General features: G+C 67.7%; 19 protein-coding genes and 2 pseudogenes. 14 read left to right on the plus strand and 7 right to left on the minus strand.

The features are described 5' to 3' along the window. Positions 1–561 precede the first annotated feature (561 nt). The gene (locus tag BCD49_RS46635; RefSeq protein WP_157845213.1) at positions 562–1029 is read left to right on the plus strand and encodes a ricin-type beta-trefoil lectin domain protein; all 468 of its coding nucleotides are present in this window, start codon (positions 562–564) and stop codon (positions 1027–1029) included. A gap of 501 nt (positions 1030–1530) precedes the next feature. Then, on the plus strand, positions 1531–1926 hold the full coding sequence (locus BCD49_RS41500) for an NUDIX hydrolase (protein ID WP_027140563.1): 396 nt from the start codon (positions 1531–1533) through the stop codon (positions 1924–1926). Positions 1927–2186: 260 nt separating this feature from the next. Here BCD49_RS41500 and BCD49_RS35280 read toward each other — a convergent pair whose 3' ends face one another. Then, positions 2187–3098 (minus strand): phosphotransferase, encoded by a 912-nt coding sequence (locus BCD49_RS35280; RefSeq protein ID WP_071042377.1) that lies wholly within the window; start codon positions 3096–3098, stop codon positions 2187–2189. A gap of 150 nt (positions 3099–3248) precedes the next feature. Between BCD49_RS35280 and BCD49_RS35285 the strand changes: the two genes are divergently transcribed. Then, a complete protein-coding gene (locus tag BCD49_RS35285) occupies positions 3249–4688 on the plus strand; it encodes an MFS transporter (protein ID WP_007507477.1) in 1440 nt (479 codons plus the stop codon). A gap of 496 nt (positions 4689–5184) precedes the next feature. Here BCD49_RS35285 and BCD49_RS35290 read toward each other — a convergent pair whose 3' ends face one another. Beyond that, positions 5185–7629, minus strand: a complete 2445-nt coding sequence (locus BCD49_RS35290) for a tetratricopeptide repeat protein (protein WP_241832460.1) — start codon at positions 7627–7629, stop codon at positions 5185–5187. A gap of 94 nt (positions 7630–7723) precedes the next feature. Next, complete coding sequence (locus BCD49_RS35295) at positions 7724–8107, minus strand: hypothetical protein (protein WP_007507474.1); 384 nt, start codon at positions 8105–8107, stop codon at positions 7724–7726. A 258-nt stretch (positions 8108–8365) separates the two neighbouring features. On the opposite strand from BCD49_RS35295, the pseudogene BCD49_RS35300 reads away from it, so the two are divergent. The 4 genes and pseudogenes from BCD49_RS35300 to BCD49_RS35315 form a co-directional block, all read left to right on the plus strand. After that, positions 8366–8638, plus strand: a pseudogene (locus BCD49_RS35300) (DDE-type integrase/transposase/recombinase); the annotation flags it as partial. 387 nt (positions 8639–9025) lie between these two features. Then, positions 9026–9499 carry a nuclear transport factor 2 family protein gene (locus tag BCD49_RS35305; RefSeq protein ID WP_007507470.1) on the plus strand — a complete coding sequence of 158 codons (474 nt, stop codon included), beginning with the start codon at positions 9026–9028 and terminating at the stop codon, positions 9497–9499. A 214-nt stretch (positions 9500–9713) separates the two neighbouring features. Beyond that, positions 9714–10423 (plus strand): annotated as a pseudogene (locus BCD49_RS35310) (IS6 family transposase). A 148-nt stretch (positions 10424–10571) separates the two neighbouring features. Beyond that, on the plus strand, positions 10572–11450 hold the full coding sequence (locus BCD49_RS35315; RefSeq protein ID WP_007507467.1) for an MBL fold metallo-hydrolase: 879 nt from the start codon (positions 10572–10574) through the stop codon (positions 11448–11450). Between the two features lie 30 nt (positions 11451–11480). Here the strand turns inward: BCD49_RS35315 and BCD49_RS35320 are convergent, their stop codons facing one another. The 4 genes from BCD49_RS35320 to BCD49_RS35335 form a co-directional block, all read right to left on the minus strand. Then, positions 11481–12275, minus strand: coding sequence for an SDR family NAD(P)-dependent oxidoreductase (locus BCD49_RS35320; protein ID WP_007507465.1), 795 nt, complete (start codon positions 12273–12275; stop codon positions 11481–11483). A 391-nt stretch (positions 12276–12666) separates the two neighbouring features. Continuing rightward, entirely contained in the window at positions 12667–13905 is a 1239-nt protein-coding gene (locus tag BCD49_RS35325) for an ABC transporter substrate-binding protein (protein ID WP_241832461.1), read from the minus strand. 184 nt (positions 13906–14089) lie between these two features. Next, positions 14090–14506: a carboxymuconolactone decarboxylase family protein gene (locus BCD49_RS35330; RefSeq protein WP_007507461.1), complete on the minus strand. Its 417-nt coding sequence runs from the start codon at positions 14504–14506 to the stop codon at positions 14090–14092. 459 nt (positions 14507–14965) lie between these two features. Further along, positions 14966–16129 carry an NAD(P)H-dependent amine dehydrogenase family protein gene (locus tag BCD49_RS35335; RefSeq protein ID WP_007507460.1) on the minus strand — a complete coding sequence of 388 codons (1164 nt, stop codon included), beginning with the start codon at positions 16127–16129 and terminating at the stop codon, positions 14966–14968. 814 nt (positions 16130–16943) lie between these two features. Here BCD49_RS35335 and BCD49_RS35340 point away from each other — a divergent pair. The 7 genes from BCD49_RS35340 (at position 16944) to BCD49_RS35365 (ending at position 22352) form a co-directional block, all read left to right on the plus strand. Then, on the plus strand, positions 16944–17549 hold the full coding sequence (locus BCD49_RS35340) for a TetR/AcrR family transcriptional regulator (protein ID WP_198939480.1): 606 nt from the start codon (positions 16944–16946) through the stop codon (positions 17547–17549). 295 nt (positions 17550–17844) lie between these two features. Continuing rightward, the gene (locus BCD49_RS35345) at positions 17845–18771 is read left to right on the plus strand and encodes an IclR family transcriptional regulator (RefSeq protein WP_007507456.1); all 927 of its coding nucleotides are present in this window, start codon (positions 17845–17847) and stop codon (positions 18769–18771) included. A gap of 110 nt (positions 18772–18881) precedes the next feature. Beyond that, complete coding sequence (locus BCD49_RS35350; protein WP_232794040.1) at positions 18882–19097, plus strand: SDR family NAD(P)-dependent oxidoreductase; 216 nt, start codon at positions 18882–18884, stop codon at positions 19095–19097. 124 nt (positions 19098–19221) lie between these two features. Continuing rightward, positions 19222–20478, plus strand: coding sequence for a sulfotransferase family protein (locus BCD49_RS35355; RefSeq protein WP_241832464.1), 1257 nt, complete (start codon positions 19222–19224; stop codon positions 20476–20478). Continuing rightward, complete coding sequence (locus BCD49_RS35360) at positions 20475–21725, plus strand: MBL fold metallo-hydrolase (RefSeq protein WP_007507450.1); 1251 nt, start codon at positions 20475–20477, stop codon at positions 21723–21725. The genes BCD49_RS35355 and BCD49_RS35360 overlap by 4 nt, the downstream gene beginning before the upstream one ends. Beyond that, positions 21722–21889, plus strand: a complete 168-nt coding sequence (locus BCD49_RS44460) for a hypothetical protein (RefSeq protein WP_007507448.1) — start codon at positions 21722–21724, stop codon at positions 21887–21889. The genes BCD49_RS35360 and BCD49_RS44460 overlap by 4 nt, the downstream gene beginning before the upstream one ends. After that, on the plus strand, positions 21879–22352 hold the full coding sequence (locus BCD49_RS35365; RefSeq protein ID WP_007507446.1) for a VOC family protein: 474 nt from the start codon (positions 21879–21881) through the stop codon (positions 22350–22352). The genes BCD49_RS44460 and BCD49_RS35365 overlap by 11 nt, the downstream gene beginning before the upstream one ends. Positions 22353–22436 lie beyond the last annotated feature (84 nt).

Raw genomic sequence — 22436 nt, forward strand, 5'->3', positions numbered from 1 at the left:
GCGCACGGCGTCTTGTGACCGTATCTGCCGCCCGGGTCCTCCCGGCCAGCCCGCATCGACCCGCACCCCGGCCTGCCGTGATCTGTCTCTACCCCAGGACCAGACCTGATCGCTGTACGCTGGGCGGCGTTGCGCCATGGGTCCTCGGCGTTTCTCGGCTTTCCGAATGCATCGGCCGGGTCGTTGCGCCAGACCCCGCACGGTAAGGAAATTCCAAAGGTCCTGTCCGCGGTCCGACATGATATCGATATCGACGGGCATGCGCGGCGAGGCGACGGCGTGCCAATATTGTTTGCGGCGGGGAACGCTCGCTGGCGACCAGGCCGTCGCCGCGACGGCCTGGTCGCGTGGCGGTCCTGTACCAGTGAGTTGTTCTCCGTCCCGCCCGAGCCGGCCGTGATGTTTGAGGCGGCGCGTGGAGGCCCGGGCTCCCGGTGACGCTTGAAGTGAAAGAGGTATCTCGGGATGAAGACCTGGAGAAAATCTAGGCCGGCCGTGGAACGACGGCGCCGAAGGGTTACCGGGCGGCTCGCGGCGCTCGTAGCGGCGATGGCGGGTTCAATGGCCGCCGTGGTCGTGTTCGCAGGTCAGGCCAACGCCATCGTGACTCCGCCGGACGACCCGCCGCCGTCTAACCCCGTCCAGTACTCGCTGATCAGCGATGTGAACGGCCAGTGCCTCGACGTTTATAAACTCTCGGATGGCACGTACGGCTACTGGACGACTCGCCAGTGCAACGGATCCTCCTCGCAGAAGTTCCAGACCATATATGGCAGTGGGTACGCTAGCGTCAGGGACGTCAAAAATCAGGCTTGTATGATGATGTATACCAATTCGTTCGTTTCCGGGTATGATTGCGACGGTTCGATTAGCGTGCGGTGGACGCCGGTGTCTGGACCCAACGGGTCGACGCAGTGGCGCAGCCAATATAACGGTCTGTGTCTGGGCATACCCGTGCCAGCGGGAAGTGAATTCCGGCCCGAAGGCCGGTCCTGCACCGATACGAGCACCTACTGGCACTTCGGCTAGGCTAGGCCGCGCCTCGCAATCAAGGTTTCTGGATAGTTTCATAATCGATGGCCGGTCGGCATGAGATCACCGGCATCGCGTGGGCGCGGATTAAGGCACTATTGCCAAGCACCCGCCCACGCGGTGTCGGTGATTCGATCACGGCAAGGTCCCGGCCGAACCGAGCATCCGTGAAATGTCTGTGGGCCGTTTGCCTTGATGGCGCGAGAGAAGAGCGGTTTTCGCGCGCCATGCGGCGGGCCGTCAGCGGGCCGAAGCCAGCCGGGACTCGAGCGCGGCATCTCTCACCGACACGGCCTTAAGTGTCCCAGATCGACTGTCAACCATGTCCTGGGACGGAAACGTTGAGCATCACCTGAGACTCGACAATCTTCGTTGGGAGTGTCTGATCGCGGGTGTAAGTGGCCTGGCCGTGGCAACCGAGTGGATCTTGGTGGGATGGGCGGATGGTATTCTCGGCAGCACACCTTCAAGAATCGGTCAATAGGCAAAGAGGAAAAGATGAAGATAATTGATAAACTCGCGTGGATTCGGATTGAAGAAAAGAGAATACTTAGTACGCGATCGAAAGGCAAGGATGCCTATTATATTCCTGGCGGCAAACGAGAAGGTGCTGAGACGGACCGGGAAGCGCTGCAGCGGGAAATTACTGAGGAACTTTGCGTGAGACTTCTTTCTGAGACGATGGAGCTCGCAGGAGTATTTGAAGCACAAGCTCACGGAAAATCCGAGGGCGTTATTGTAAGGATGACTTGTTACCGGGCGGAATATGATGGCGAGCTGGCGCCGAGCAGTGAAATCGAAGAGATGGTCTGGCTTGACTACTCTGGGCGGGAGAAGTCGTCGCTAGTGGATCAGATCATATTCGACTGGCTTCGAGACCGTGGGGAGCTCTGAAATCCCTTTCCTGTGAGGCGGTCATTTAACTTGACGGAACAACGGTGCAACTCCCCTCCGACTCGAACCCCCATGGTTGTGGCCTTGCGAGTTCGACGTCCCCGGCGCCAGTTTGTCTCCTGGTGCCCCAGCCTGGTCGACGCTGTTGTCGGCTGCGACCACGCCGGYGATCTGATGTCGGCGGGTTCGCGGTCTCGTTGTTCGGGTGGCTCTTGTGCCGGGGGAGTCGTCCGGGCGGTGTTCTGGGCTGGGGGAGTGGGTCAGGGGCCGTTGCGGGCTGGTGGGCCGGTGAGGAGGACGTCGTCAGCCAGGCGGCGCAGTGCCCGATACCGGTCGGCGACCTGCGGGATGGATGTGGCGTCGCGGTGGATGCGTAGTTCTCGTAGGAGCAGGGCCGCGATGTTGAATCTGAACGCTGTGTGGTCGGTGGCGTGGGCGGTGATGTGTGCTTGGGCGGCTGGGTGGTCCATGTGGGTGAGCCAGAGTAGGGCGTGGTCGTAGCCGGGGAGTCGTAGGCCGGCGTATTCCCAGTCCAGGAGCGCGGCCTCGGTGTCCGTGGTGAGGGTGTTGGTCAGGAGCAGGTCGCCGTGGCTGAAGACGTGCGGGGTCGAGGTGAAGGTGGCGGCCCAGTCCTGCAGGGTGCTGGTCGGTGCGCCGATTTCGGCGGCGGTGGCGAGGTCGCTGGGGGTCAGCGGCGGTCGGCGGTGGTCGGCGGCRAACGTCGTTGCGCCGGGCCAGGTTGCGAGCGCGTTGGCGGYGGTGAGGACGGATTCGAKAATGGGCGGCGTGATGTTTTTGGGATATCGGCTGGTGGCGGCTGGGTTGCCGGGTAGGTGTTCGATGAGCAGCAGGCCGGGAGTCGGCGGGGCGAGTAGTCGGGGTGTGCGGACCGGCGGTGGGTCGGCGGCGAATCGCGTGTAGGCGCGTGCTTCGGCGTCGTGGTGGCGCTGCCATCTCGCGTCCCCGGCCGTGAGGATCTTCAACACGGATGCGGAGCCGTGGTAGTCGGCAGCGACCAGCACCGCTTTGCCGGTGGTGTGCAGCAGGCGGCGTAGGACCAGCCCGGGGTAGTGGTTGTGGACGTCGGTGAGCGCCTGGTCAGAGACGGCCGGTGGCAACCAGGCGGGGCGGCCGGCCGCGCGGGTCATGCTCGGCAGGCGCCGGGTGCTCACAGGTTGATCTCCCAGCCGCCGCGGTTGGCGAGGTGCTCCTTGGCGGACATCGGTCGGTCTACCGTTGTCGGTGACAGTCGCGGTTGTACCTACGATGGCGCCAGACTGCAGTTGCAAGGCCGATGACCGTCCACTTCGGACAGGACGCCGATGGTCAGCCAGGAACAGGACGGCGGGACGCGGACGAGCGTCAGCGACACACCTGACCCAGTTGTACGCCAGCCGGCTCTCACGCTGGCGGTCCTCGTGACCTGCCAGCTGATGATTTCAATGGATAGCGGCGTCATCGCCATTGCCTTTCCCAGTATCACGTCTGGTCTGGGCTCCGAGTTCACCGGCGTGGCCTGGGTTTTCGGCGCATGCTCGCTGGTCTACGGGGGGCTGTTGCTGGTCGGCGGCCGGGCTGGGGACATCCTTGGTCGGAAACGGATGTTCATGTGGGGGGTGAGCATCATGGTGGCCGCGTGCGTCCTGGGTGGGCTCGCGCCCGAGATCTGGGTGCTGATCACTGCGCGGGCGCTGCAGGGCGTCGGGTTCGCCCTCGCGGGGCCGGCCGCGCTGTCCCTGATCGTCACGGGCTTCGCACCGGGCCTTGAGCGGACCCGGGCGCTGGGCGTGTCCTGCATGGTCACCGGCCTCGGCCTCCCGCTCGGTCTGGTCCTCGGCGGTCTGCTCACCATGGTGAGCTGGCGGTTGGTCTTCTTCGTCAACGTGCCGATCGGCGTGGTGACCATCCTGATCGCCCGCCGCCACCTCACCGAGGCGCGACGCCATCCCGCCCGCTTCGACCTGCTCGGCGCGCTCACCTCGACCATGAGCATGGTCTGCATCGTCTACGCCTGCATCCATGCGTCTTCTGCCGGCTGGACCGCCGCCAGCACCCGCGGCCTGTTCGCGGTGGGGGCGCTCCTGTTCGCGGGGTTCCTGCTCATCGAACGCGGGGCCGCCCAGCCGATCGTGCCGCTGCGCCGGTTGCCCCGCCACGGCCGCGTCGGGGCTCTTCTCGCGTTCGTGCTGCTCATGGCCGCCCTGGCCGATGTGTTCGTCCTGCTGTCGGAGTACCTGGGAGGTGTGCGCCTGCAGAGACCGCTGGTCACCGCTCTCGGCCTCCTGCCGCTGACGGCCGCGCAGGTGCTCACCGCTCGTGCGGCGGCGGTCAGGCTGATCCCCCGGTTCGGCCGGAGGAACGTCGTGGTGACCGGCGCCGTGCTGATGCTCGCCGGGGCTGTCTGGCTGGCCGTGGGGGGCCGGACCTACTCCTATGCATCGTCGCTGCTCGGGCCGCTCCTTCTGTTGGGCGCTGGGCTCGGCCTTTCCTTCGTCGCGCTCACCATGACTGTGTTGGACGGGCTGGAGCCACGGGAGATCGGCGCGGCGTCGGGCCTGTTGCAGGCAGCTCAACAGGTGGGCCTGTCGCTGGGGGTGGCCATCATGACGACGGCCTACTCGCGGACCATCGAGTACCACTCGGTCGAGGAGAGCCTGGCCGCGGCCTTTCTCACCGCGGTCGAACTCACCGGCGCAGCGCTGCTCGTCATCGCGCTCGTCATCAGGGCCCCTGGGCCCGCGCAGGCCCCGACAGGACACTGACCGGTCGGCGGGGCTCGTACGCCGAAGTCTTCCACGCTGCCAGATCAGGACTTCGTCACCGTCAGCGCGAACGACATGCCCGCACGTCGGCGTGCGTGCGCCTGCCCTCTGCACTCGCTCGAGCCCTCCTGTGGCGCAGGCGCGGTAGGCGACCCGTTCGGGATGGTGCGGAGAAATCCAGTCGTGTTGTCCACGCCGTTGACGATGTCGCTCGGCCATAATGATCATGGCTGGCTGGAAGCTGGGCCATGGGCACGAACGGGAAGTTGACGGAAGTCGAGTAAAGGCCCCGACACACGGATGACCTGGGTCGGCCGCCATCGAGCGCTGGTGTGATCAGGGCCCGGTGCGCGTAAGGCGCACGCATGCCCGGCACGCGCTTCTCATCTGGCCTCGATTCACAGCACCGAACGGTGGGGTGCAGTGTGCCAAAACTCGATTCGGGGCGTGACCTGGGGTTTCGCTGTTCGGTCAGGCGGCCGGTAGTGCTCGTTGATCACACCTCCGAGGACCTTGCGGCGGCGGATCGGGCGGTCGAAAGGTACGACGGTGGCCGGCTCGTGGTTCGGTGGGCGCTGGCAGGTAGCGCACCAGTCGCTGCCGCGGTGTTCGGATGCTCGGCCTCAGGGAGCCGCGCGGTGTCGGCGACGATGCGTTCTTCGATGGCGATCGCCTCGGCAGTCCGTCCGGCCTGCCGATACGAGGCGGCGAGGTTGCCACGCGCCCGCAGCGTGTCCGGATGCTGGTCCCCGAGCAGCCGTCCGGCGTCGGCCACGACCCGCTCTTCCAGGGCGATCGCCTCGCCGGTCCGCCCCGCCCGCCCATAGGAGGCCGCGAGGTTGGCCCGCGCGATCAGCGTGGACGGGTGTTCGTCGCCGAGCAGCCGCGCGCGGTCGGYGACCACCCGCTCCTCGAGGCCGATCGCCTCGGCCGTCCGCCCGGCCCGTCCATACGACGCGGCGAGGTTCCCGCGGGCGATCAGCGTGTCCGGGTGCTCGTCKCCGAGCAGCCGTACGGTGTCGGCGATCACCTTCTCCTCTATCAGGATCGCTTCACCGGTCCGCCCCGCCTCCCGATACGACGCGGCGAGGTTGGCACGGGCGATCAGCGTGTCCGGGTCCTCGTCCCCCAGGAGCCGCCCGGCGTCGGCGACCACCCGCTCCTCAAGCACGATCGCCTCGCCGGTCCGCCCCGCCCGCCCGTACGACGTCGCGAGGTTGACCCGAGCGATCAGCGTGGACGGGTGCTCGTCGCCGAGTAGCCGCGCGGTGTCGGCAACCACCCGCTCCAGCAAGCTGATCGCCTCGTCCGTCCGCCCCGCCTCCTCGAAGGGGCAGGCGAGGTGGCCGCGGGCGATCAGCGTGGACGGGTGCTCGTCGCCGAGCTGCCGTGCGGTGTCGGCGACCACCTGTTCCAGCAGGCTGATCGCCTCGTCGATCCGTCCCGCCTGCCCGTATGCGAAGGCTAGGTTGCCGCGGGCAAGCTGCGTGTCCGGGTGCTCGGCCCCGAGCAGCCGGGTCGCCTTACCGGTCAGGTGGTGCCAGTAGACGACGGTGGCGGTGTGCAGCCCGGCGCGCAGCAGGCTGAGACCGGCCCGGTACAGCAGGGGGTGGCCGTCGGGATGCCAGAGCTGGTCGCCGGCGTGGGCGGCGAGGGTGGTGGTGTTGGCGCGGAGCGCGGCGACGAGTTCGGTGGTGGCGTAGTCGTCGGCGGGCCACAGCGTGAGCAGAGCATCGGCGGCGGTGTGGGCGACCGCGGCCGGGTCGGCGAGGGTTTCGCGGGCGGCGCGGGCGGTCAGGGCATGGATCCGTACCGCGCGGGCGGAGTCGGCGGGCGTGTGGGTGAGCAGGCCGTAGCGGTGTAGCAGCCGCAGGGTCTTGCGTGCCTGGTCGGCGGTGACGGGCGGGCCGCCGGTGCCGGCGCGATGAGCGGTCAGATACCTGGTGACGGCGGGCGCGGCCCACAGGGCGTCGGGATGGCCGGCGGGGTCGAGCAACGCGGCCAGGGCCAGGGCGAGCCGGGCCAACCCGGCAGGGGCGGCCGTGTCGGCGGCGTCCAGGGCGAGCAGGAGGGTGACGGCCACCGGCCGGCCGTAGCCGTCGGGGTCGATATCCGGGGGCATCAGCTCGGCCAGTCGGCCGTCGGCGGCGGCGTAGCGGGCCAGGTAGGCCGTACACCCCTCCTCCTGGCCGATCATGTAGGCGGCGGCGTGCGACAGCGCCAACGGCAGATGCCCCACCGCGACAGCCAGGTCAGCCGCGGCACCGTCGAACAGCTCGCCCTTGCCGGCGTCACCGAGCCGCCCAGCCAGATACGCCGCGGACTCCGCTGGGCGGTACACGTCGATGTCGACCTGGTGGCGGCCCGCGCTGACCAGCGTCGGATCGTCACGCAGCCGGGTGGTCGCCAGCGTCCAGCCGTCCGGGCGGTGCGGAGGCCACCAGCCGGCCAGCGCCGCCGGGTCGGTGACGTCGTCGAGAACAACCAGCCAGGACCGGTCGGTGGTATGCAGCCATTCCAACAACGCGGCAGCGTCCCCGGCCGGATCGCCGCCGCCCGCTCCGGGCGCCTCCACCCGCGCCGCCGCCCGGGCATAGGTCGTGATCACCTCGTCGGCGCTGGCCGCGTCCGCCCACACGACCAGGTCCGTGCAGCTCTCGGCGGCGTGGCAGGCGAACCATGCCGCCAGCTGCGACTTCCCGACCCCACCCCCACCGGCCAACACCCGCGTCCCCGTCCCCGCCCCGCCGCGTCCCGTCGTCGCGCCCTGAGCCGCGACGACGTCCTGATCATGCGGTCGGGCAGCCAGGATCCGGTCCCGTAGCGCATGCCGGGGCTGGAACGCCGACGCCAACGCCGGAGGCCGCCCCACCAGTACCGGCCAGGACGGCGCCGGCGCCGCACACGGATGGTGATGGTGCTCGACGGTCAGATCACCCATGACCCCCGAGTTGGCGATACCACCACGGTCGGCCGACGCCTGCCCGGAATCCGTGACCGTGGCCGCCTCCGACGCCACGGGAGGTGACGCTCGGTCAGCCATCACGACCAGGGCCCCGCTGGACGCCGGTATTGGCCACGGATCCAGGCCCGTCCGCGAACGTGTCACCTGTCCGCGCGACCTGTACCGGCCGACCGGCGTCCAGGGCCTGCAGCCCGGTATTGGCCTGCCCACCGCCCGCGGCACGGGCACTGCCCGTGTCCTCGGCCCGGTTCGGCTCAGCCGCCGGCGTGCCTCCGGGCCAGGGCAGCAGATACGGCGCACCCAACGCGCTGAGCGCCAGCACCGCTCCGATGCTGCTGGCCAGTTTGTCCGCCTCGTCGAGCCCGACCATGGCGAGATAGACGACCAGCGCCCCGACGATCACACCGAACACGATGCGCCCGGCCCATACCCACCGCCAACTCCGACGAGGCATGCCAACCGCCCTCAAAAGATCAGATCTTGGTGATCGGCGCCAGTCTACGAGTAAGGATTTCCTGGTCTTGTAGTACGGCAGTGACCCCTCGGCGGTGCATTCGCCAACCGCTGTCGTCGACAGGCGCTGTCGCCCAAGAATGCACCCACTCGGGTTAGCGCATTGCGCCTCCTGCCCGTTTATCGGCAAGAGTACTAATCTTCCCGAACGTGCCGATTTGCTGAACTCGACCGTGGGAGATCCTGAGACTCATTCCAGGCGCCTGTACCACGGGTCCTCGACGAACAGCTGCCCGCCGCCCGCCACATCGACGTCCGGTACGCCAACAACAAGATCGAAGCTGACCATCGCCGGCTCAAAGCCCGGCTGCGGCCGATGCGAGGGCTGAAGCGGCTGCGCTCCGTCCAGATCGTCAGCTCCGGGCACGCCTCCGTTCAAAACGTCCGCCGCGGACACTACGAAGTCGGCACCGACGCCGAACCCCACCGCCGGCTTGCCGAGACGTTCATCGAGCTCGCTCTGGTGCTCTGACCAGGGCAGCAACCCGCATCCGCCAGGCCTTGCCGCGGCCGAACGCAACAGCGCGCGCCGAACTCGTCCAGGCCATGTGATCGTCGCACTGGCGGCGGCTCCGCGTGCCCGGCTCCACGCAACGCAACAGCCCCGCCGGGTCTACCCGGCTCCACGCCCAGCGCCCGGTCCTGCCGGGCGAGGGCCGGACGCTGGAAGGGCCATGATCGGTCCCGGCGGCGGTGACCACCCTGACCAGGGCGGATGCCATGGTCGGCAGGCACAGCGCTACGGGGGGTATGCTCTGCGCCGCGGGTTGCCCGATATCGACCGGGGTATTCAATATCGTGTCCGGTTTGCTCATGGTCGATCCTGCCGAGGTCTTTTATCACACAGGGAGGCGACGGGATGACAGCGATCGACCTGAACCAGATCGCGGTTGAGTCCATGCGGCACCAGAACGGCTACGCATGGGCCATCGACACCCGCGACTGGGATTTCTTTCGGACGTTGTTCACGCCCGACGTCGTCGCGGTCTATCCGACCGGAACCTACAGGGGAATCGCCAGCTGGCTTGACTTCTTCATCCCGTTCCACGACAGCTGCGCCTGGACCCTGCACGTAATGACCAACCATCTGGTGGGTGCCGACGACAACGGCGTGTGGGCCAGCTGCTACGGCTGGGTGCAGTGGGTCTACCAGGCCAAGCAGGACCGGATCAACCGCGCCGCTGTCGTCTACCGCGACAGGCTTGTGTACCACGACGGTGCCTGGCGCATCGCGCGCCGCCGGCTCGACCAGGTCCTGAGCGAAGCGGGCACGTCAATCCCGGCGGGCCTGAAACTCCCGAACTCCGTCCTGGACTTCGCGGACCTCTCCTGAAGCCTGATCCGGTTCAAGCCTCATACCTGAGCTTTGGAGCGATCCCGATCTCGAAGAGTCTCGGGATCGACAAGACGAGCTTGGGAAGCGGGTGAAAAAGGCGAAGAACGCGGGCGAGGGCGAACAGAAGCGTGTAGGGCCGAGTGGTCGATGCGTCGGGTCTGTTGCGCTGGTCGGAGGCGGGGTCGCGGTCGACGCCCAGGCTGATCGGATGATGGCTCGCTGCCTTCGTCGTCCACCGGCTCCGGTCTCGGAGTTCGCTGGGTTCCGGTTCCTGCCCGGGGTGATCACGCTCGTGGTCCGGTGGTACCTGCGGTTCGCGCTCTCGTTCCGGGACGTCGAGGAACTCCTGGCCGAGCGTGGCATCGACGTCGACCACGTGCCGATTTTCAGGTGGGTGCAGCGGTGCACGCCGTTGCTGGTCGAGGCGGCCCGGCCGTGCCGGCGCCGTCCGGGTAGTAGGTGGTTCGTCGACGAGACCTATGTCGAGATCGCCGGGCGTTGGGCGTACCTGTACCGGGCCGTTGACCAGCATGGGCAGGTCATCGACGTGCTCGTCAGCGAGCGGCGCGACCAGGTCGCGGCGCGTAGGTTCTTCATCCGGGCGCTGGGCCACGGCCGTAAGCCGGTCGAGGTCACCACCGACAAGGCGCCCGTCTACCCGAGGGTTCTCGACGAGCTGCTTCCCGAGGCCTGCCACGTCGACGCCGCTCGGGAAAACAACCGCATCGAATCGGACCACAGCCGGCTCAAGGCCCGGCTGCGACCGATGCGCGGTCTCAAACGCCTGCGCTCCGCCCAGACGATCAGCGCCGGACACTCCCTGGTTCAGAACATCCGCCGCGGACCCTACGAACTCGCCACCGACGCCGAGCCACGACTGCGGCTGCGGTCGCGTTCACCGAACTCGCCCGCGCCGTCTGATCACCAGGCCGGCGGCGGCTCCGCACGTCCGGCTCCTCACTACGCAACAGGCCCCGCCTCTCACCCTCGGTCCTCGCCGCTCGACGAGCGAATGGAGATCCACGAGCCGGCGACATCTGCCCCCGGCCGGGGTCGGTAGCATCGCCGCATGGCTTTTCGGGTTGGCGCGGCCTTTGTCGAGCGGGTCGAGGAGCAGAGTTTTCGTGCCTCCGCCAGAACACTCGCCGGCGATGAGGAATTCGTCGCTCGCCGCATCGACCCGCTGCCGGGCGGGTTTCTTGACCGGGCGACGATGACCTTCGAGTTCTCCAACCACAGCTGGATCGTCCGCGTGGACGGCCTGACCGTGCTCGTCGACCCGTGCAACGGCAACGGCCGCCAGCGGGGAGTCCCGCCATTCGACAATCTCGACCAGCCGTACCTCGAACGACTCGCCGCCGCCGGCGCGCCGGCCGACACGATCGACGTCGTCTTCTGCACACATCTGCACAACGACCACTGCGGCTGGAACACGATGAAGGTCGACGGGAGATGGGTACCCACCTTCCCGAACGCCCGGTACTTCTTCGTCGATGCCGAGTACCGGCGTTGGGACACCAGCTCCGCGTACCGCCATCCCAACGACTTCAACGTCTCGGTGTTCGACGAGTGTGTACGTCCGATTGCCGAGGCCGGTCAGGCCACGATCGTCCCCGCGACGTACGCGATCTCCGCGAGCCTCTCGGTGGAGCCGGCGGCCGGGCACACGGCCGGCCACGCGATGCTCCGCCTGGAGTCCGGGGGCGAGCGCGCCTACTTCACCGGCGACGCGTTTCACCACCCAGCCCAGGTGTCCAGGCCCGAGCTGCACCTGCCGGGCTGCGACGACCTCCCGGCGGCCATCGAGACCCGCTGGGCACTGGTGCGCAGACTGCGGGCTGAGGGGGCACTCCTGTTCCCGGCGCACTTCTCCGCGCCGCATCACGGACATGTGGACCTCGACGGCGACGAGTTCGTCTTCGTACCCGGCGGTGCCCCCAGCAGCTAGACCCGCCTGCCGCACGCGCGGAAGACGGGTCTAGTAGGTCCTCGCCTGCAGGGCGCTGCCGCCGTCGACGGGGAGGATGACGCCGGTGATGTAGGACGCCTCGTCGGAAGCCAGGAAGACGGCGGCGTTGGCGATGTCCCAGGCCGTCCCCTGGCGGCCCATCGGTACCTGGGTGGCTCTGGCGGCGGCGACCTCGTCTCGGTCACGTCCCGTCGCCTCGACGACCCGGTCGACGCCAATCGGTGTGTCGATCATTCCTGGGACGATCGCGTTGACCCGGATGCCATGTGGTGCGTACTCGAGCGCCAGCCCGCGGGTAAGCGCGTTCACGCCGTTCTTTCCGATCGAGTAGGGGTTCGCGCCGGCCAGGAGCCCGGCGAGCGACGAGATGTTGAGAACGACGCCGTGCCCCTGGGCGCGCATGACAGGCAGGAACTGCCGGCAGACCAGCCACAGGCCGGTGAGGTTGATCGAGAGCCCGCGTTCCCAGTCGTCGAGGCTGGTCGCCTCGGTCCCCGCGGCCACGACCGCGCCGACGTTGTTGTGGAGGATATCGACGCGACCGAACGCCTCGGTGGCGGCACGCACGATGGTTTCGCAGTCCGCCGGCCGGGTGATGTCGGCGCTGTGAGCCAGGCCGTACCCGCCTTCGGCACGCAGCTGGGCGACGGTTTCTTCGGCCGCGTTCAGGTCGCGGTCGACGACGAGCACACGCGCGCCCTCCCGGGCGAACGCGACCGCTGTGGCGCGGCCGTTGCCGATGGTGGCGCCGGGACGCTGCCCGCCCCCGACGACGATGGCGGTCTTACCGGCGAGCCGGTTCATCCTCAACTGCCTCCTTCGTGGGTGCCGTCGGCGCTGCGCGCTGGCGGGCAGCCGCGGTGATCGACGGCTATTGGTCGCCACCGCGCAGCGTCATGACGCTCTGGTGGGCGAGTTCGACAAGCGTGATCTGATCGGCCACGCCGACGGTCCGGCGACGTCGAGCATGATGCCGAGGTCCTTGCGCGGCAGCGATCCGGCGCCGCGCAGCCCGGTGGTGTCAAAGCCGGATCGGGCCGGCGTGACGACGGCCAAACCGCCGCCGCCGCGAGGTTGTCCCGGGAGCGCCCGGCTGTCCCGGGACGTCCCGGGACAAACCCGCGGAGCGGCGGTGGTTGGGCTGGGTTGTAGCTTGCGGTTTCGGTTGCCCTGCTCAGTTCTTGATCGGTTCTGTTCAGTCCTCGATCGGCGACTGGCCAAGCGGCGTGTAGGTGGTCGGCTGGCCCTTGTCGTCGAGTGTGGTGACCAGACCGCCGCGCACGCAGACGGCGGGTAGCGCCGGACTGGCCTTGCCGTTGCAGCGGTAGCGCATGCCGCCGGCGCCGGGCAGGTCCTTCTCCGGCATCTTCTTGAGCGCCGCGGCGATGCCCGCCGGGGTGAGGTCGTTCGGCGAGATCCCATCGAGGGCGTCACGGAAGCCGGCCATCGAGGAGAACATACCGATCGCGACGCCGTTGCCGGTGTCGATGTTGCTGCCGTACGTCTCCGAGACGGCCTTGAACAGTTTGATCGACGGGTCATCGTCGTCGCCGAGCGGCGATGCGGCGCCGATGGTCATGCCCTTCAGGAAGCTGCCGGGGACCGCCTTGCGGGACGAGTCGCCGAGGCACTGGGTGATGCTGGCCGTGATGCCCTTGTAGCCGACGGCGTTCAGGGCGTTGAAGGCGGCGATGCAGAACGGCTCGCCGCCGACGACGAAGACGAGGCCGGTGCCGTCGGTCGCGATGCGCTGGGCCTGCGGCGTCATGTCGGCCTGGTCCGGCGGGACGGTGACCAGCTGGAGCTCGACGCCAGCTGCCTTGTAGATCGCGGGTGCCTGGTTCTGGTAGATGTCCACGGCGGCCGGGATGTCGATCACGATCGCCGAGACCTTCTTGACGCCCTTCTCCTTGGCAAGGCCGGCCGGCATGCCGAGCGCGCCGAAGACCGCGTCGGCGAGGACGTGCGCATTGGGATCGGTGAGTACCTTGTTGCTGCTCGCGCCATAGAAGAACATCGGCAGTTTCGCGTCGTGCAGCGGCTGCCAGATGGCGTCCGGGAAGGCCGGGCCGCCCATGACGACGGCCGCGACGTTGTCCTCGACCATGCGGTTGCCGCAGTCCGCGGCCTTCGCGGGGTCACCCAGGTCCTCGCACTTGACGAGTTGGATGGGCCGGCCGCCGAGCCCGCCCTGGCGCTCGTTGATCCACTTCACGGTCGCGTCGGCCACCCGGCCCTCGACGGAGGCGTCGCTGCCCGGGTACTTACCATCGGAAACCATTCCGATCTTGATCGGCTCACCCTTGGCCGGGTTCATGGCGCCGAGAACCTTGTCGCCGCTGGCCGGGGCCGAGCCCGGCGCGTTCGGAGCGGTGTTCTTGTCGCCGCCTCCGCCGCAGCCGGCGGCGAGGAACGTGACGGCTGCCAGCGGCACCGCTAACAGCGCCAGCGCGGAGCGTTGCCTCTCTCGTCTGAGCGCGATGCTGACCCCAGCAATTCCGATGTGCGGCATTGTCATCCCCATCTAGCGGTCTTGTGTGGTGGAGGAGCGGAGTGCGGCTCGCAGGCAATTTCGGCCGCACCGTATTGACTCGCGCGGACAATGGGCTGCTTCGTCGTCAGATCGACGTGGAACCGGCCTCGATGCTCACAGCGAACGAGCGCAACATCCAGGCGAGGGTCTCGTACGCGCCGACAGTAAAAATTACGTCCATGAGATGCTGGACGTCGAGCGCCGCCGCGAGGACCACCCACGTACTGTCGCGAATAGCGCCGTCGGCGACCAGTTCGTCGACGGCGCGCAGCAGGGCAGCTTCAAGCGGATCCCAGCACGGCGCGCCTGGGCCTCGGGCGATGCCTGCGATCTCGTCATCGTTCACGCCGGCATCCCGGGCCATGAAGACGTGTTCCGCCCACACATAGGAGGACTGTCGCAGCGTCGCGACCCGGAGGATGAGAATCTCCCGCTGCCGCTCCGACAACGTGGTCGTCAGCAAAGCGTGGGCATTGAAGGTAAAGAATGCCCGGGCGAGCACAGGATGATGCGCAAGATCCCCAGCATGTTGAGTGGTACAGGCTTGCCCTCGGACTTTGGTAGTGGATGACGCGGCGCYGGCGGCAACAGGGCGGTCATGGCTGCGCGCATCTCCTGTGTCCATGCACGCGGCGCGATGGGACCGATGCGGTCCATGCAGGTTGTCCTTTCTCCGGCGAGCGCGGGGCCGCTGGTCTCCACCCAGGTCCGCGGCCGAGTCGTCGCCGATCATCGCTACGAACTCCTGCCCCGGTGCCGCGTACCCGGGCCTCAGCCGCTGGTGGGTCGGCTGCGGTTCGGCCGACCCGCCAGCCGGACAACTCCGGCCACCCAGTCACGACGATGGCGCGACCGTGTTGCCGCGAGTTGCGGTTCTGCGGGCCGGTCAGCCTGCGTCCCTGGAAACACGAATGATTTTCGTTCGTCCATCTCGCCGATCGCCGGGGATTTCAAGGACGGACTACCTATGCCCGAGGCGCGCGACAACCGGCGGTAGATCGAATACCGTGCGGATGCCAGATTCGGCCTCCACGACGTCGGGGACCGAGTTCACGGCCGGGGTCGCGGTGTATCCGGCGAGGTGCTCGGAGTACCCCTCGTCCGTCCTTCCGTACGTCACACGGACCTGCATGGGCGCGTCGCCCTTGGTAGTGAAAAGCCAGCCCTCGCCGGTGATGTTCCAGTCCTTGTCGAGACGCGGTGTGCAGAACCAATGAGCTCGGAAGGTCAGAAACGGCTTGCCGTTGCGCAGGCCGGCGACCGTGATCCGCTGCGCCGCCATCGTACCCTTCTCGATGACGGAGCCGTCCGAAAGCGTGTACGGCTCGGTGGCGCGCGCGATATCCCCCCGTACTTCGAAGCCGTCAAGTGGCAGGCCAATCGCGTCGGCAAACGCGGTGAGTGACTGCCGGTAGCCCTCGGCGGTGCCCTGCAACAACCGCGGGTCCATCGTGTCCTGGTGAACCGGCGCGCCGAAGCGCATGACTTTGGTGATCATGTCGGGTCCCACCGAGGCCGGGATATCGGCGTACTCGTCGATGGTGAGTTCGTCGAGCCTTCGCATGGGGTAGACGAGCGTCATTGGCATCGTGGTCGTGCTGAAGCCAGGACTGCTGCCGGTCGCATGGATCGACGTGCCGCCCTGCTGGCAGGCCTGCTCGACGCGCTGTCGGATGGTTGGATCCATCGCCGCCGCATAGAAGAACTCGCTGCGGGTGGTGACGATGTTGATACCGGAGCTCAGCAGCCGCGTCACATCGTCGAGGTCGAAGCCCTCCTGCATGTAGAGCACGCAGTCGGGTTTCAGCGCCAGGACGTCCTCGATGTCGCGGGTGGCAAGGATGCCAAGCGGGCTGATTCCGGCCAGTTCGCCGGCATCCTTGCCTTCCTTGTCCTCTGAGTAGACGTAGAGGCCGACCAGCTCCAGGTCCGGATGGTCGACGACACCGCGGATGGCCTTCTTCCCCATCCGGCCGGCGGCCCACTGAACGACACGGTATTTCCTGTCCACACGTTGGGTCGGGTTGGAACCATCGCTGGTCAATGGGGGCTCCCTCGAAGCTGACTCGGCCATCTCGCTGGCCCGACTCTCGACCAGACCCATCAGGAAGCCGAGGTTCTGCATGCTGCGAAGTGTTAGGGGTCATGAACTTGGCGGCGTTCGTTCTTGTGCGCCGGACGGTCGACGGGGCGCGTCGGACGGGGTGAGAGCGAGGACAGCCCGCGCCGAACCCGTCGGCGTTCAACCGCCGCGTCTGGCCCGGCTGATGCCGGAGGCATCGCCGGTGAAAATCGCGTTCTTCACACCTACGCCTCGTTCCCACGATGGTGGCCCGATAAGAGGTTCGCTCGGAGGAGGTGCGGGCTCGGTGCCCTCGTGACAACCATGAGACCTCCCCTTCGCGCCGCGTGGCCAGGAGCTCGCTCGCGGGAGGGCGGCGGAGGCCCTGGTGACGAGAAGTCGATCCCTACCTCTGTCTACCGTCCGGACGGTAGGTAACCTAGGGTGAGTTCAGACCTGTGTCAACGCATCGCGCAAGCTACCTCGCCCGCCCGGGCGCACCGGGTCTRCCTCTGGCGCTGGGAGACCGGTGACGATCGACCGCCACGAGAACGGCCTGCTGGCGTCAGTCCGCGTGTACTGGAGCCTTCCGAACGGTTGCCGGCCGCCGCCGGTCCGAGGCGCGCTCGGCCAGCCGCCGGCCTGGACGCTCGACGACACGGCGGGCGACTCCCCGCATCCGCGGGTTCAAATGATCAAGGCGTCGGGCCCCAGCCCGGATCGCCGGTGCGCTCCTGTTCGTCCGGCGGTTCCTGCCCCTCGCCCGCGCGACGCCACCCTGTGGATTCGCGTGTCGAAACCGTCGGCGGTTCGGCCTGGGCGTCCTCGGCGCTCATAGAATCAAGAAATTTAGCGGAACGGACGGAGGTCCTCAGTGGTGGACGAGCAGGCGCAGGCCCCGTTGCCGGCGAAGTCTCGTAAGGCGCAGATCCTGAAGGCGGCAGGCGACCTGTTCGAGCGGCGCGCCGACCAGGAGGCGTCCATGGAGGCCATTGCGCAACACGTCGGGATTCGCAAGGCGTCGCTGTACTATTACTTCCGCAGCAAGGACGAGCTGCTGGGGCAGATGCAGCAGGAGATGATCGAACCGGTCATCAACGCGCACCAGAGCCGCTTGGGCGAAGGTACCCTTGACCCGCGTGGGCTATTGTTGGCCATGATGACCGACCTGGTTTCTTTGATGGAGACTCATCCCGGCCACATGCGCGTCTACTTCGAGCGCAACCGGGAGCTGCCCGAAGTCATCCGCAGTAAGATCGCCGAGCAGGCCGACCGCTATCGAGGGATGCTCGTCGACGTTCTCAACCGGGGGGTGGCCGAAGGCGCGTTCGCGGTCCCGGCCCCGAACCTGACCGCGCTGGCGATCCTGGGCATGTGCGGCTCGACTTACCAGTGGTACCGCCCTGGCGGGAAGCGCACCGCCCCAGAAATCGCCCAATATTTCTACGACACCATCATGAACGGCATCGGGATCCCCTCTTGACGGGCGGCACGCTACGGGCCTGGCACTACCTGGCGGTGCGGATGGCGGTCCGGGGAGCGCGCCCTAGACCCGACCCGCATGCCCGTCGGCCGTGTCGGGATCTCCTGACGTCCTGCCGATGGCATGCGAATCGACCCCGGCCAACGGCCAGCGTCCCGCGGCGCGTCGAGATCGACCGCCCTCTGGCTGTCCGCTGAGGTCACGACCAGGTCGTGTTCATTGCTATGCCAAAAGTCACTTTGCAATCAAGTCGTGAGCCTAGCTCAGACCACGTCAATATCGCTATCTTGGGTGTATGGCCAGGCCTGCGCCCGCATCCGCTCGCGCGACGAACATCGTGTCGTTCCTCACCGCGCACCCTGGCAGGGGCTTCACGATCAGCGAACTTGCGACGCACCTGGGCATGAACATCGCATCCGCCCACGCCACCCTGGCCGTCCTGTGCGACTGCGGGTTCCTTATCCGGGATCCGATGCATCGCACCTATGGCCTGGGCCCGGCGCTGGTGGCGACCGGGTTCGCCACCCTCGACCAGCATCCGGCGATTGGCGCCGCCATCGAGCAGGCCGAGGTACTYGCGAGCGAACTCGACGTCGAGGTCGGTGTGTCCGCCCTCGCAGGCCGCGACGTCATCCTCCTCGCTCGTCGCGGCCCAGTACCCCTCGCGCCGAGCATCGGATACCCAGGCGATCGGACGCCGCTGCTCGCGCCAATCGGCGCCGTTTTCTTGGCTTGGGCGGATGACGACGCGGTTGCCACGTGGTTCGACCGTGCGGCCCTCACCGGCCCGCTCGCCGAGCTCTACCGCGGCGTCCTAGCCGAGATCCGCGCGAGGGGTTTCAGCGTGCCGCTCCAGGCGATCGCCGCGCCGGCGGTGATCGACGCCGTCGCGAAGCTGCGTAGCGAGCCGACCGACGAGGACGCGGAGCAGCATCTCGCCGAGGTGCTTGGCCGGACCGACGAGATGCTCCTGTCGCTTGACGGCTTGGCCGAGGCGGACGAGATCCTCGTCAAGACGGTCGCTGCCCCGATCTTCGACCCGATCGGCCGTGTGCTCGTGTCGCTCAGCATCACCGCACCCGACCATCCGGTGCTCGTCGACCAGGTTCTCGATCTCGGCCGTCGTCTGGTCCAGTCCGCCGCGATCGTGACCCGCGAGGCCCGTGGTCGGATCCCGGTCCGCGACCGGCCGGGTGTCGCTGTCCTGGGCATGGCTCGCTGACGTAGTCGCCTCCGGCGGATCGGGCCGGCCGTTCGGGGCCTCGGCCCACGTGGAACGCTGATCCGACCCGCTGCCGTTGACGCAAATCAGGTTTTGTTATAGCAATGCTTATGTTTGACTTAGCGGGGCGCGTCGTCCTTGTCAGCGGCGGCAACGCGGGGATCGGCCTCGCCTTCGCACGCGGCATCGCGCGGTCTGGCGGTGACGTCGTCATCTGGGGCCGACGGGCTGACAAAAACGCCGAGGCAGCCAAGGCGCTGGGCGAGTTCGGCCATCGGGTCCTTGCCCAGGAGGTCGACGTCAGCGACGCGGCGTGTACTTCATGAGCGACGTCTCCCGGTTCCACACCGGCGACGTCGTCGTCATCGACGGCGGGTGGTTGGCCAACGCGGGCAAGACCGACGTCTCGGAGCTGCCGCCATGGCCGTAAAGATTCTTCGCGTGGAGGGCATGCGGGAGGACAACCGCGATCCCGCGGAACGCGCCCGCCTGGAGGCCGCGGAGCGCGAACCGCTCGACATGACCGTCGACGCCGTGCTGACAGCCGCCCGGACACGTACGAGTCTCGACGACTTCGGCCTGATGGACTTCACCGAGCGGCTGGCGCGCCTGCTCGCCGAGGTCGGAGCGGACGAGAACGTCTGGAAGGCACACAAGGCGACTTTCGTCGAACACTGTGTCGGTGCCGCGGCCAACCGTTTGTTGATCCAGCGTTACTGGACGGCGCACCCCGACTGCCTTGGCGCGCCGATCGTGCGTCCGATCAACGTGGTCGCCCTGCCGAGGTCGGGGAGCACCCATCTCGAGAACCTGGTCGGTGCCGACCGCCGCCTGCGCCACCTGCCGGTCTACCTCGCGGCGCAGCCGGCGCCGCGCCCCGACGAGCCATCCGGGCACGGCGCGGGCGTGGTGGACCCGCGGTGGACGAGGTCGCAGGCGCGGTGGGAGCGGGCCAGCCAGAACGAGTTCTTCGCGGCGATGCACGAGCACTCGCCCGACCACGCGTGCGGCGAGAACGAGCTGCAACTGCTGGACTTCGCGAGTTACCAGTGGGAGTGGCTGGCCCGGGTACCGGGTTGGCGCGACTACTACCTCACGCGGGACCAGACGCCGCACTACCTCTATATGCGCGACGTCCTCAAGGCGATCGCCTGGCAGCTCCCAGCCGAACAGCGTGAGCTGCGGTGGATGCTCAAGTCGAACCAGCACAGTGAGCAGCTCGGCCCGCTGCTGGCGGCCTACCCGGACGTGACCGTCGTGATGATCCACCGGGATCCGGTGGCTACTCTCCAGTCGTTGCTGACGATGCGGGGCCTCGCGCTCAAGATGAGCCAGCGCCGGCCTGACATCAACGCGCACGTCGACTACTGGGTGAACCGCCTCGAGCTCATGCTGCGTCGCTACCTGCGTGATCGGCATCTGGTGCCGCCAGAACAGCTCGTCGAGGTCAGGTTCGACGACATCGTCGGCAATGACGTCGAGGCAGCGGCCGGTGTGCTCGAGCGAGCGGGCCTGGCAGCGACCGGCGAAAGCATCGCCGACATCGAGGCATACCTGGCGAAGCATCCGCGAGGTCGGCGCGGCCGGGTGGTCTACGACCTGGAGGGGGACTTCGGCCTGGACGCCGGTCGGCTCCGTGACCGGTTCGCCTTCTACATCGACGCCGTCGGCCTGCGACCGGAGGCAGAAAAGGGACGTGGCCGATGAACCAGCCGTCAGACCAGCCGCTCAGGCAGCCGCAGAACGCACTGATCGTGAAGGAGGGCGAGGGCGAGCAGGACGCGGTCCCGATCAACGACCACATCTTCGCCTCCAGAGGGATCTCCAACAGCTATCTGATCACGACCCCGGACGGCGATCTGCTGATCAACACGGGGATGTACAACGAGGCGAAGCAGATCCGGGACCGCTTCGAGAGGGCGAGCGGCAACCCGTTGCGGGTCATCGTGTTCACCCAGGGCCACGGCGACCACGTCGGCGGCTGGTCCCAGCTCAACGAGCCGGGCGTCGAGACGATCGCCCAGGCCAACCACGCGACGGTGCGGGAGTACTGGCGGCGCCTGCAGCCGTTCTACACCCGCCGTACCGGGCGGCTGTGGAGCCGTGACATCACGGGCGTCGACCGCTCCTACCAACCTCCCGAACCCGTCGTCACCACAACCTTCCTAGATCGACACGCGTTCACCCTGGGCGGTCGCCGTATCGAGCTGTACTCGACGCCGGGTGGGGAGACGACCGACTCGCTGGTCGTCTGGCTGCCCAACGAGCGCACCGTGTTCACTGGCAACCTCACCGGTCCGCTGTTCGGGCATGTCCCGAACCTCTACACGGTCCGTGGCGACAAGATCCGCGGCTCGCTGGCCTTCATCCAGTCGGTCGACCGGGTCATCGCGCTGGAGGCCGAACTGCTGATCACCGGGCACGGCGAACCGGTCCGCGGCGCCGAGGAGATCCGCCGCCGGCTGACCCAGATCCGTGACGCGACTCAGTACGTGCGTGACCGGACGATCGAGGGCATGAACGCCGGCGTCGACCTGTGGACGCTGATGGGCCAGATCACCCTGCCTCCCGACCTCACCATCCCCCAGGGCCACGGCAAGATTCCCTGGATCGTGCGGGCCATATGGGAGGAACACACCGGCTGGTTCCGCTACGAATCGACCACCGAGCTCTACGACATGCCCCCCTCGGCGATCTGGGAGGAACTCATCGAGCTCGCCGGCGGCACCGCTCCACTACTCGACCGGGCCGAGACCCACCTGGCAGCCGGACGAGCACTGGAGGCGCTGCACTTCACCGAGATCGTCCTCTCGCAGACACCCCAGGACACCGCCGCCCTACGCGTGAAGCTCGAAGCCCACGAACTGCTGCTCGCACGCAGCGGGCGGGAGAACTTCAGCGAGGTCCGCTGGCTGGAGGCCGAGATCCGCGACGCCAAGGCAGCACTGTCATGACGCACCCGCGCCTCTCCGTCAGCGAAATGTGCACCTATCCATGGACATTCGCCGACGACCGCACCGGGCTCAGCCTGATCGCCGACCTGGGTAACTGCTGGACGGAACGCGACGTCGAGCCGACGGTCCGGCGGGCGAGCTCACGCTACCGATATGACGTCTGAGCGTCGCCCGGTCGCCGGCGGTGGGACGCCGCCGCCGGCGGCGGTGAGCTGCTTCTCACACCTGGGAATCACCGTCGCCGATCCGGCCGCCTCGGCCGACTTCTACATCCGGGTCCTCGGGTTCAGTCAGTTGTACACGGACACGGGGGAGGGCTGGACTCGACTCGGCCTCGGAATAGGCGAGACCGTCGTCGAGCTCTTCGGGCCTCGTTCCGACGGCTTCCCCCAACCAGAAGTTGACCCTTTCTATCCGATGGAGTTCGGGCGGCCAAAGATCGCATTGACCGTGGTCGACATCGAAGACACCTACCGACGGGTGACCGCCATCGGGGCCACGCCGCTGTGCCCGATCACCGAAACCAGGGTCTCGCGGTTCTTCTTCATCGCCGACCCGGACGGAACACCGATCCAACTACAGGAGTTCAGCGCCGGCCGCCAACGGGTGGTCGAGCTTTTCGCCTGACCAGCGCGACGGCTGGCGTGCACGTCCTCCCGCGCGGAGAGACCTCGCCGGCCATGGGTACGTCGAGTGGCCAGGAGGCGGTCG

The organism is Pseudofrankia sp. EUN1h (assembly GCF_001854645.1).
In the GTDB taxonomy this organism is placed as follows: Bacteria; Actinomycetota; Actinomycetes; order Frankiales; family Frankiaceae; genus Pseudofrankia; species Pseudofrankia saprophytica.